Annotated in this window: 13 protein-coding genes; 10 read left to right on the top strand and 3 right to left on the bottom strand. The window is 65.4% G+C overall.

The window, feature by feature from the left end; genetic code table 11:
- The 5 genes from AC1DJT_RS28600 to AC1DJT_RS28580 form a co-directional block, all read left to right on the top strand.
- Positions 1 to 897: MBL fold metallo-hydrolase (locus AC1DJT_RS28600; protein ID WP_476835359.1), on the top strand; the 897-nt coding region annotated here is incomplete at its 5' end.
- Positions 898 to 901: 4 nt separating this feature from the next.
- Positions 902 to 1,456 (top strand): DinB family protein, encoded by a 555-nt coding sequence (locus AC1DJT_RS28595; RefSeq protein ID WP_441493080.1) that lies wholly within the window; start codon positions 902 to 904, stop codon positions 1,454 to 1,456.
- Positions 1,453 to 3,051, top strand: coding sequence for an FAD-dependent oxidoreductase (locus AC1DJT_RS28590; RefSeq protein ID WP_476835358.1), 1,599 nt, complete (start codon positions 1,453 to 1,455; stop codon positions 3,049 to 3,051). The genes AC1DJT_RS28595 and AC1DJT_RS28590 overlap by 4 nt, the downstream gene beginning before the upstream one ends.
- Positions 3,048 to 3,245: a DUF2783 domain-containing protein gene (locus AC1DJT_RS28585; RefSeq protein ID WP_441507906.1), complete on the top strand. Its 198-nt coding sequence runs from the start codon at positions 3,048 to 3,050 to the stop codon at positions 3,243 to 3,245. The genes AC1DJT_RS28590 and AC1DJT_RS28585 overlap by 4 nt, the downstream gene beginning before the upstream one ends.
- Positions 3,246 to 3,278: 33 nt before the next feature.
- Positions 3,279 to 3,812, top strand: coding sequence for a hypothetical protein (locus AC1DJT_RS28580; RefSeq protein ID WP_441493077.1), 534 nt, complete (start codon positions 3,279 to 3,281; stop codon positions 3,810 to 3,812).
- Here the strand turns inward: AC1DJT_RS28580 and AC1DJT_RS28575 are convergent.
- Positions 3,793 to 4,398, bottom strand: coding sequence for a GNAT family N-acetyltransferase (locus AC1DJT_RS28575; RefSeq protein ID WP_476768790.1), 606 nt, complete (start codon positions 4,396 to 4,398; stop codon positions 3,793 to 3,795). The two genes, AC1DJT_RS28580 and AC1DJT_RS28575, sit on opposite strands and share 20 nt — an antisense overlap.
- A 75-nt stretch (positions 4,399 to 4,473) precedes the next feature.
- Between AC1DJT_RS28575 and AC1DJT_RS28570 the strand changes: the two genes are divergently transcribed.
- Positions 4,474 to 5,001, top strand: a complete 528-nt coding sequence (locus AC1DJT_RS28570) for a CreA family protein (RefSeq protein WP_441493075.1) — start codon at positions 4,474 to 4,476, stop codon at positions 4,999 to 5,001.
- Positions 5,002 to 5,010: 9 nt separating this feature from the next.
- Here AC1DJT_RS28570 and AC1DJT_RS28565 read toward each other — a convergent pair whose 3' ends face one another.
- Positions 5,011 to 5,343, bottom strand: coding sequence for a hypothetical protein (locus AC1DJT_RS28565; protein ID WP_113512928.1), 333 nt, complete (start codon positions 5,341 to 5,343; stop codon positions 5,011 to 5,013).
- Positions 5,344 to 5,657: 314 nt separating this feature from the next.
- On the opposite strand from AC1DJT_RS28565, the gene cysS reads away from it, so the two are divergent.
- The 3 genes from cysS to cimA all read left to right on the top strand — a co-directional run bounded on the left by cysS (position 5,658) and on the right by cimA (position 9,446).
- A complete protein-coding gene (gene cysS / locus AC1DJT_RS28560; protein WP_476835357.1) occupies positions 5,658 to 7,187 on the top strand; it encodes a cysteine--tRNA ligase in 1,530 nt (509 codons plus the stop codon).
- 173 nt (positions 7,188 to 7,360) lie between these two features.
- Entirely contained in the window at positions 7,361 to 7,738 is a 378-nt protein-coding gene (locus AC1DJT_RS28555; RefSeq protein WP_441507915.1) for an endonuclease domain-containing protein, read from the top strand.
- 112 nt (positions 7,739 to 7,850) lie between these two features.
- Entirely contained in the window at positions 7,851 to 9,446 is a 1,596-nt protein-coding gene (cimA, locus tag AC1DJT_RS28550) for a citramalate synthase (protein ID WP_476835356.1), read from the top strand.
- A 141-nt stretch (positions 9,447 to 9,587) separates the two neighbouring features.
- Here the strand turns inward: cimA and AC1DJT_RS28545 are convergent, their stop codons facing one another.
- Positions 9,588 to 9,935 carry a hypothetical protein gene (locus tag AC1DJT_RS28545; protein WP_441493071.1) on the bottom strand — a complete coding sequence of 116 codons (348 nt, stop codon included), beginning with the start codon at positions 9,933 to 9,935 and terminating at the stop codon, positions 9,588 to 9,590.
- Positions 9,936 to 10,113: 178 nt separating this feature from the next.
- Between AC1DJT_RS28545 and AC1DJT_RS28540 the strand changes: the two genes are divergently transcribed.
- The coding region (locus AC1DJT_RS28540; RefSeq protein ID WP_476835355.1) for an ABC transporter transmembrane domain-containing protein at positions 10,114 to 10,944 on the top strand (831 nt) is incomplete at its 3' end.

Here is a 10,944-nt window from a genome sequence, read left to right as displayed (position 1 = left end):
GAGATCGGCCGGGGCATCTACGCCTATACCGCCGAGGGCGACCCCAATACCGGGGTCGTCGTCGGTGACGAGAGCGTGCTCGTCTTCGATGCGCAGGCGACGCCGAAGATGGCGGAAACCGTGATCGAACGCGTCCGCAGGATCACCGACAAGCCGATCAGCCATGTCGTGCTCTCGCATTACCACGCGGTCCGCGTGCTGGGAGCGCCAGCCTACAGCGCCCGCGAGATCGTCGCCTCCGATGTCGCCCGCGAGATGATCGTGGAACGCGGCGAGCAGGACAAGGCGAGCGAGATCGGCCGGTTTCCGCGGCTCTTCCAGGGCGCGGATTCGATCCGCCCGGGCCTGACCTGGCCGACCATGACCTTTTCCGACACCGCCTCGATCTGGCTGGGCAAGCGCGAGGTCAGGCTGATGAAGCTCGGGCGCGGTCATACCGCAGGCGACATCGTCGCCTGGATTCCCGATGCCGAGGTCTCCTTCGCGGGGGATCTCGTCGAATATGGTGCGACGCCCTATTGCGGCGATGCCCATTTCGAGGACTGGCCGACGACGCTCGACCATTTGTCGGCCCTCGGCTCGGTCGCGATGGTGCCTGGCCGGGGCGCTGCGCTGACCGATGCGGCGATGGTCGCCGATGGCATCAGCGGCACGCGCGCCTTTCTCAGCGACCTCTATGACGCCGTGAAGCAGAACGCCGGCGCGGGCMGCTCGCTCCGCGAGACCTTCGAGCGTGTCCATGCCGTTTTGAAGCCAGGCTATGGCGACTGGGTGATCTTCGAGCATTGCCTGCCCTTCAATGTTTCGCGTGCCTATGACGAGGCCAACGGGCTCGATCATCCCCGCATCTGGACCGACGAGCGCGATCGCCAGATGTGGCTCGACCTGCGAGGGTAGGGCGGTGTCGCTCGTCGCCTATCTGCGCAAGGCGGCCCGCAACAATGGCTGGGCCAATGACCGGCTGCTGCGCGCCTGCGCCGAACTGGACGACGAGGCATTCAGGGCCACGCGAACGAGCTTCTTCCCCTCGCTCCACGAGACCTTGAACCACAATCTCTCGGTCGATCAGTTCTATCTCGACGCCCTGGAGCAGGGCGGGCGCGGGCTCGCCGTCTTCGATACCTTCCGGCCGCTCGACGCGGCCGCGCTCCTCATCGTGCAGGGGCAGACCGATCGCCGCCTGATCGCCTTCTGCGATGCGTTGAGCGAGGCAGAGCTGGCACGGCAGGTCGAGACCGATCGCGGCGATGACGGCAAGGTGCCCGAGCGGATCGACGATCTGCTCGCGCATCTCTTCCAGCATCAGATCCATCATCGCGGCCAGGCCCACGCCATGCTCGCCGGCACGACGGTCGCGCCGCCGCAGCTCGATGAGTATTTCCTCGCTTTCGATGCCGGCCGGCGTGCCTCGGATCTGCGGGGGCTCGGGATCGAGGGGCCGGAGGCGATCGGATGACGACGGAGCTGCGCCGTTTCGCCTATCGCCGCAGCCCTGACCARGATGCACGCGAACCGGCCCATCATCCGGTTGTCATCATTGGCGCCGGCCCGGTCGGGCTGACGCTCGCGCTCGATCTGGCGCGCCGTGCCGTTCCCGTCGTGCTGATCGATGATTCCGATCGCATCGGCGAGGGCTCGCGCGCGATCTGTTTTGCCAAGCGTACGCTCGAGATCTTCGACAGGCTCGGCCTCGCGGAAGGCATGGTCGCGAAAGGCGTCACCTGGCAGCGGGGCAGGGTCTTTCGCGGGCAGGAGCAGCTCTATGAGTTCGATCTATTGCCCGAGCCTGGCCACAAGCAGCCGGCCTTCATCAACCTGCAGCAATATTACGTCGAAGCGGCGTTGGCCGACGCTGCGGCTGCGGAGGCGCTGATCGATCTGCGCTGGTCGAACCGTCTCACCGGMATCCAGCCTCGTAGCGACGGCGCGCTCCTGACCATCGCGACGCCGGATGGGCCCTACCAGTTCGATGCCGGCTGGGTGGTCGCCTGCGACGGAGCGCGATCGCCGACGCGCGCGCTGCTTGGCCTGGAGTTTCGCGGTGAGGCCTTCGAGGACAAGTTCCTCATCGCAGACGTGAAGATGCGGGCGGAATTCCCCACCGAGCGTTGGTTCTGGTTCGCGCCGCCCTTCCATTCCGGACAGTCGGCCCTGCTGCACAAGCAGYCGGACGATGTCTGGCGCATCGATCTGCAACTCGATCGCGACGCCGACCCCGAGCATGAACGACAGCCCGAGATCGTGCGGCCGCGCATCCGGCAGATGCTCGGCCATGACGATTTCGCGCTGGAATGGGTCTCGGTCTACCGCTTCCAGTGCCGCAGGCTCGCGCGCTTCGTTCATGGTCTGGTGGTCTTCGCCGGCGATGCGGCGCATCAGGTCTCGCCCTTCGGCGCGCGCGGCGCCAATTCCGGCATCCAGGATGCCGACAATCTCGGCTGGAAACTGGCATTGGTCGTGAAAGGGCAGAGTCCCGCTTCTCTGATCGACAGCTATGACAGGGAGCGTGTCGAAGCAGCGCAGGAGAATATCCTGCATTCGACCCGCGCCACGGATTTCATCGCGCCGCGCTCGCCAGGCGAGCGGGTCTTGCGCGATGCGGCCCTTGCCCTGGCCGGCAAGGCCGGCTTCGCCCGGGGCTTCGTCAATTCCGGGCGTCTCTCGCAGCCGACGACCTATCTGGCGTCGCCGCTTTCGACGCCTGGCCCGGATTGGCAGGGGGGGCTCGCGGCGGGCACCTCCTTCCACGACGCTGCGCTGCCATCCACAGCCGGCGGGCGGCGCTGGCTGAGCGAGACGCTGGCCGAGGGCCGGCCGGTCATCATCGCCTGCGGGGTGGCGGCCGAGGGCATGACGCCTGCCGCCGCCTTGTGGGTCGACGTTCCCGCCAGAGATGGGGGAGACGAGCCCCTGGCGCGACGTTACGGATTGACGCCGGGCGATGCCGTCGTGCTGCGTCCTGACGGCCATGTCGCGGCGCGGTTTCGCCAGGCGACACCTGTGCAACTGGCGGCCGCGATCGAGAGGMTGGAAGGGCGCGCCGCAGCATGAGCAGCGAACTTGTCACGGAACCGAATCTCTCCGATCCCGACGCGGCGTTCCGGATGATCGCGGAGGCGCATCGCGATCTCTCCGAGGCCGAGAGCGTGGCGCTCAATGCAAGGCTCGTCCTGATCTTCGTCAATCATATCGGTGACGTGGAGATCCTGCGTCAGGCCTTGGCGCTGGCGCGCGAGGCGCGGTAACGTCGCATTTCCTCTGCCGGAGCCTTGGCCGCGATGATCGATCCCGTTCCGCTCTATTCCAGCGCCATCCCGCTCTCGTTCTTCCTGTGGGGGCCGGCGCTGGTGATGTTGATGTTCTGGCTCACCGGGCTCTGGGCGAGCCGTCAGGGCGTGGCCCGCATGCTCGAGAGCGACTGGAACGGCTTCAACGCTGCCGATGTCGAAAAGCTCTTCGCAGCTTATGGCGAGGAACGCCGCAACCGCTACCGTCACCGGGTGCTGCCGGCCGATGTCGCCTTCGCCCTGACCTATGCGATCGTCGGCGCGATCATCGTCGCGGGCGTCGCGATGCGCGGCTATCCCTGGTGGGTGGCGGCATTATGCGGCGGCGGCTGGCTCTTCGGCGGGCTCTGCGATGTCGTCGAGAATTTTGTCATTGCCCGGCTGCTCGACAAATACCCCCGGGTCGAGGCGGGCGATGTCGCCATGGCGAGCGGCTTCACGCAGTTGAAGCTGGTGCTGTTCACGCTCGGCGTGCTCGGCGCGCTGGCCGCGGCCTATCTGGTGTTCAAGCCACTGGCGGTGTGACGACCGGTGCCGCGGCTGCGTCATGGGTGGCAAGCCAGCCGGCGCGGCCGAGGCGGAAGAAGGCGCAGAGGAAGTGCGGATCGCCCATCAGCCATGAGCACCGGTCGCTCTCGCGCTGGAAACCGAGCCTCTCCGCCAGACGAAGGGATGCCGCGTTCAACGGGTGCGTGAGGATGACCACCTCGGTTAGGTCCAATGGGCCAAAACCGTGCTGGAGCAGGCGCGAGGCCGCCTCCGTCGTATAACCCCGKCCCCAATGGCGCGTCTCGAAGCGGTAGCTCAGCTCGATCTGCGCCGTCGCCGGAGCGCCGGGGAACAGCGCGACATAGCCCAGCAACGCGCCAGGGCTTTCGCGCGGGCTGATCGACCAGTAGCCCAGCCCCCGATCGACATGGGTGAAGCTGCGCTTCGCCACGGCCTCCCTGCTCATGAAGGCRGTGCCGACTGGCGCGATGTGTCGCATCACCTCCGGATCGGAATTCATTGCAATGACATGGTCGAGATCCTCAATGGTTCTCGGCCTGAGGATGAGGCGGTCCGTCGCGAGGATCGGCTGCGTCGTCGCCGGCATCTTGCTGGTCTGCATCGGACGCCTCTGGCATTGCTTCGCCTCAGAACCCATATGCGGCGCCGGCTACGCGGAACAGTCAGGAGATMGAGAATGCGCGCCTGTGGTACCACCTCTTCACGCGCCCTGGCCCTGGCTCTGTTGGCGCTAGGGCTCGGTCTGACCGGGGCCGCACAGGCCCAGGAGGACCTGATCTTCAGGAAATCGACCGTCTGGAAGATGCTGACGCCGAACGACAAGCTCGCCGTCTATGGCGTCGACGATCCGATCGTCGAGGGTGTGGCCTGCCACTACACTATCCCCGAGAAGGGCGGCGTCTCCGGCATGTTCGGGGTGGCGGAGGAGGTCTCGGAGATCTCGCTCGCCTGTCGTCAGGTCGGTCCGATCAAGTTCAAGGAGAAGTTCGAGCAGGGCGATGTCGTCTTCCGCGAGCGCCGCTCGATGGTCTGGAAGAAGATGCAGATCGTGCGCGGCTGCGACATCAAGCGCAACGTGCTGGTCTATCTCGTCTATTCCGACAAGCTGATCGACGGGTCGCCGCAGAATTCGACATCCACCGTCCCGATCATGCCCTGGGGCGGGGTAGGCGAGGCGCCGAAATGCTCGGATTGGGTGAGGTGAGCCGCAGGCTCAGCCGCCGCAGGTGATCGAGAGCGGCTGTTCGGCCGGTTCGGTGATGACAGGCTTCGAGACCGAACCGGTGAAATCTTCGCGCGAGGCGATGCCGAAGGCTGTCGCCTTCGCAAAACCCTGGGCCTCGCACCAGGCATCGGCGACGATCTTGCCGCATTCCGAAGTCTTCGAGGACAGGCAGTCGGCGACGCCATAGCCGTCGCTCGCCGGAATCAGGAAAATGCGCTGGTCGTTGGAAGCGGCCACCGTCTTCGAGGTCGGCAGGACTGCGAGCGAGAGGCCGGCTCCGACGATTCCGAACAGGCCGATCAGGGCGATGGCGCGGCGCATTCTCGATCTTTCCTCGTGACCCGACAGGCCAAAGAACCTTCGAAGCATGAGGATGGTTCCAGTCCGTTAAATTTGAATGAATTCGGCGTCAGCTATGTTGCGGCGCAACAAACTCGGGCGCCCTCTTGACGCAAAGCCCGCGCACAGGCAATCAGTTTTTCATGACGCAGGCCGCCATCCGGATTTGCATTATTTGCCGCTAGCTTTCGCTGGCCGGCTGCTCACGTCATCGTCCTGAAACGACCCGACAGAAAGCGCCCCCGGCCAGCGGCCCGGACCACGCTTCTCGTCGCCTATTCGCCAGGACCGTTTCGATGACGCCGACTTTAAGGCTCTACAACACGCTGACGCGGACGAAAGAGACGTTCGCGCCGATCGATCMCGGCAATGTCCGCATGTATGTCTGCGGTCCGACGGTCTATGACTACGCCCATATCGGCAATGCCCGCCCGGTCATCGTCTTCGACGTGCTCTACCGGCTGCTCCGCCATCTCTATGGCCCCGAGCATGTCACCTATGCCCGCAACCTCACGGACGTCGACGACAAGATCAATGCGCGCGCCGCCCGCGACTTTCCGGGCCTGCCGCTGAACGAGGCGATTGCCCGGGTCACGCAGACGACGACGGCGCAGTTCCACAATGATGTCGATGCGCTGGGCAATCTGCGCCCCGATGCCGAGCCGCGCGCCACCGACCATATCGAGGAGATGAAGGCGATCATCGAGCGCCTCATCGCCCGTGGCATCGCCTATGTCGCCGAGGAGCATGTGCTGTTCCATGTGCCGGCTGTGGCGAGCCTGGGGAAGGCACCGAAATACGGCTCGCTCGCCCGGCGTTCGCTGGACGAGATGATGGCCGGCGCCCGTGTCGATGTCGCGCCCTACAAGCGCGATGCCATGGATTTCGTGCTGTGGAAGCCAAGCCGCGACGGCATCGACCCCGGCTGGCCTTCCCCGGCCGGCATCGCCACGCCCGGCCGCCCCGGCTGGCATATCGAGTGCTCGGCCATGTCGATGGCGAAGCTGCTCGCACCCTTCGGCGGCGGGCTCGCCTGCGATGACCCCGCCAGGAATGTCTTCGACATCCATGGCGGCGGCATCGACCTCGTCTTCCCGCATCATGAGAACGAAATCGCCCAGAGCTGCTGCGCCTTCGGCGGTGCCGATGGCGCCGGCCGCATGGCGAATATCTGGATGCATAACGGGTTCCTGCAGGTCGAAGGCGAGAAGATGTCGAAGTCTCTCGGCAACTTCGTCACCATCAACGAACTGCTGCAGACCGATGCCTTCGGCGGCCGGACATGGCCGGGCGAAGTGCTGCGCCTTGCGATGTTGAAGACGCATTATCGTCAGCCGATCGACTGGACGGTGAAGTCGCTGGAGGAGGTCGAGTCCATCATCGGTGGCTGGGAGGAAGTCCTGCGTGGCATTCCGACGGAACCGCAGGCCACTMCAAGCGACGTGGATGCCGAAATCATCGCCGCGCTGGCCGATGACCTGAACACGGCCAAGATGATGACGCGGCTTCACGGTCTCGCACGCGAAGCGAAGGCCGGCGATCCGAAGGCTGCGCGCGCATTGGCGGCAAGCGTCGATTTCCTCGGCCTGAATCGTCAGGCCTGGGGGCGGAAGGAACAGGAGTTCCTCATCCGGACGGCGACCGATGACGGCTTCGCGACGCGTGTCGACGATCTGATCCAGCGCCGGCTTGCAGCACGTCGCGCCAAGGACTTTGCCGAGTCCGATCGCATCCGCGACGAACTTGCGGCGATCGGCATCCAGCTCAAGGATGGCAAGGACCCGGCGACGGGCGAGCCCACGACAGCATGGCAGGTCAAGCGATGAACCGCGACCAAGCCCCCTCTCCCCTTGCGGGAGAGGGTTGGGGTGAGGGGTCGCGCGACGCTTGCCGGCCTTCGGCTCATTCTGCTTCAACCGGACAGGGAAGCGCGACCCCTCATCCGGCCGCTGCGCGGCCACCTTCTCCCGCAGGGGGAGAAGGGGAGCATGCGCCGTCGCTGCGTGCCAAGCTCGGCCAGCGCGCGCGCTCGATGCGCAAGGAGCCGACGGAGGCCGAGCGCAAGCTTTGGCACCTCCTGCGCGACAGGCGGTTCAGCGGTTTCAAGTTCCGTCGGCAGGTCCAGATCGGTTCCTATATCGTCGATTTCGTGTGTCCGTCGAAGCGACTGATCGTCGAAGCCGATGGCGGCCACCATGCAGAAAGCACCTATGACGCCGTTCGGGACGCTTGGCTGAAGGAGCAGGGCTTTCGCATTCGTCGCTTCTGGAACGCCGATATTCTTCGTCGTGGCGACGAGGTCCAGGACACGCTTTGGCACGATCTCGATGGAGCGACGCTCCATGAGACGGACATGACATGGGAAGTGAAACGATGAACCGGGATGCCCCGAAGATCCGGCGCGCCGGTGCGCTCTCGGTCGCCATGAAGCTCGTCATGCTCGCCATGGTGATGCCGCGTGTGCTGCGCTATCGGATGAGGGCCGGGCGATGAGCGCCCGCGTCCATCTTTTCGATACGACGCTGCGCGACGGCGCCCAGACCACCGGAGTCGACTTCTCGCTCGACGACAAGCGCGCGGTCGCCGCCATGCTGGACAAGCTCGGCATCGACTATGTCGAGGGCGGCTATCCCGGGGCGAACCCGCTCGATACCGCCTTCTTCGCGGAGAAGCCGACTTCGAAGGCCAAGTTCGCTGCCTTCGGCATGACCAAGCGGGCAGGGCGCTCGGCCGCCAACGACCCGGGCATCGCTGCCCTGCTCGAGGCGAAGGCCGACGCCATCGTCTTCGTCGCCAAGAGCTGGGACTACCATGTCCATGTCGCGCTCGAGATCTCGCTCGAGGACAATCTCGAGGGGATCACCGACAGCGTGAAGGCCGCGAAGGCGGCCGGACGCGAGGTGATGCTCGACTGCGAGCATTTCTTCGACGGCTACAAGGCCAATCCCGACTATGCGCTGGCCTGCGCGCGGGCAGCCTATGAGGCGGGCGCGCGCTGGGTCGTGCTTTGCGACACGAATGGCGGCACCTTGCCGGACGAGGTCGGCGCCATCGTTGCCGAGGTCGCCAAGGTCGTGCCGGGCGATCATCTCGGCATCCATGCCCATGACGATTGCGGCTGCGCCGTTGCCAATTCGCTGGCGGCGGTCGAGGCGGGGGTCCGCCAGATCCAGGGCACGCTGAACGGGCTCGGCGAGCGCTGCGGCAACGCCAATCTGGTGACGCTGATCGGCGCGCTGAAACTGAAGGACAGGTATCGCGAGCGCTTCAGCATCAATGTCGACGAGCAGCAGCTCGGCGAGCTGACCCATGTTTCGCGGGCCCTCGACGAGATGCTGAACCGCGCCCCGAACCGGCACGCGCCCTTCGTCGGTTCGTCTGCCTTCGCGACCAAGGCCGGCATCCATGCCTCAGCGGTGCTGAAGGACCCGCGCACCTATGAGCATGTCGCGCCGGAAGCGACCGGCAATATCCGCAAGGTCCTGATCTCCGACCAGGGCGGCAAGTCCAACCTCGTTGYCGAGCTGGAGCGCATCGGCGTGACGCTTGGGCGCGACGATCCGCGGCTCGGGCGCCTGCTCGACGAGCTCAAGGACAAGGAGGCGCAAGGCTACGCCTTCGAGGGGGCCGACGCCTCCTTCTTCCTGCTCGCCAAGCGGATCCTGCGCGAGGTGCCGGATTATTTCACGGTCGAGCGCTTCAAGGTGAATGTGGAGCGCCGCTACAACGCCAATGGCGAGCTCGTCACCTTCTCCGAGGCGATCGTGAAGGTGCAGGTCGGCGACGAGCTGCTGATCTCGGCTGCCGAGGGCTCTGCCGGTCCGGTCAATGCGCTCGACGTCGCCTTGCGCAAGGATCTCGGCCGCTATCAGTCGCTGATCGGCGGCTTGCGGCTCGTCGACTACAAGGTCCGCATCTTCCAGGGCGGCACCGATGCGGTGACGCGCGTCCTGATCGAATCCGCTGACGAGACCGGCGAACGCTGGACCACGGTCGGTGTCAGCGCCAACATCATCGACGCCTCGTTCCAGGCGCTGGTCGACTCGATCACCTACAAGCTGATGCGGGCCGGCGCGACGGCGTAAGCGACGAGGGCTTTTGATCCGCCGCGATTCCCGGGTGAGGCGCAGCGCCCACCTGGCAATCATTCTGCGGATGAGCGTTCGGCGGTGCCGCCGCGGTCGGGAATGGCCGGGACGAGGCCCGGCCATGATGGCCCTGGCGGCTCAATCCGTCAGGCGGATCGTCTTTTCCCTGCAGAGATCGACGCCGTCATTGTCGTTTTCGACCTCGTCGCTGAAGCGACCGAGCACGAAATAGCTGCAGCCTGCCGGCTTGTTGAGTTTCAGCACGGCGCTCTTTCCGGGAGCGAGCGGCTTGGCGAGTTTGGCGACGAGGCGGGGCTGTTCACCCGAGGTGGTGATTTCGAGCGTGTTCAATGGCACGCTGCGGGCATTGGTTACCTTGATCTGTGCCGGCGGCCGCGCTGATTGCGCCAGGGCGGGAAGCGTCGCGAGGCAGAGTGAGACGCTGGCGCCGATCAGGCCGGCAAGGATAACCCGTTGAGCTCTCATGGCTGTTTCTTTCCCCGATCCGAGCATTGACCGCTCCGACGCCATCTCACACCGGTCCTTCGACGAGAACAAGGCCAAGCCGGCGCGCGTGTTCCGCAATCCCCGACTTGCAGCAAGGCTCATGCATTCGCCCGCGATCGCGGATATATGGGCGGTTCAACTTGGAACTGTTTGAAAAATGTCCCCGCCTGCCGCGCCGCCTCCAGCGTCGAACTTCGCCCACTCGGCCGTCCTGCAACCCGGCTCCGGCTTTGTCGCGACCTTCCGTGCGCTCTGGCCCTATCTCTGGCCACCGGATCGCGCCGATCTACGCAAGCGCGTGGTCGCGGCCTTCATCCTGCTGGTCATTGGCCGCATGGTGCTGATGGGCGTGCCCTTCACCTTCAAATGGGCGACGGATGCCCTGGCGAACACGCCGACCAGTCTCGGGCGCTGGCTGCCCTGGCTGGTCGGCGCACCGCTGACCCTGACGCTGATCTACGGGCTGGCGCGCGTCGGCTCCTCGGCCTTCATCCAGATGCGCGACGCGTTGTTCGCACCCGTGTTCATGCATGCGGTGCGCACGCTGGCGCTGCAGACCTTCGGTCATCTGCATTATCTCTCGCTGCGCTTCCATCTCGAGCGCAAGACCGGCGGTCTGACCCGCGTGCTGGAGCGCGGCCGCAACGGCATCGAGGAAATGGTCCGCCTCGGCCTGAACCAGTTGGTGCCGGTCGTGGTCGAAGTCGCCCTGATCACCGCCGTGCTGCTGACGATGTTCGACTGGCTCTATGTCGTCGTGCTGGTGGTGATGGTGACGACCTACATGGCCTACACGATCAAGGCCACCGAATGGCGCATCGCCATTCGCGGCGCCATGAACGAGTCCGATACCGACGCCAATTCGAAGGCGATCGACTCGCTGCTCAACTATGAGACGGTGAAGTATTTCGGAGCAGAGGCTCGCGAGACAGCCCGTTACGACCGTTCGATGGCGCGCTACGAGCGCAATTCGATCAAGGCCTATACC

It is taken from the genome of Allobosea sp. 05T422_2 (genome assembly GCF_056396265.1).
This window is presented reverse-complemented; position numbering and strand designations above follow the sequence as displayed.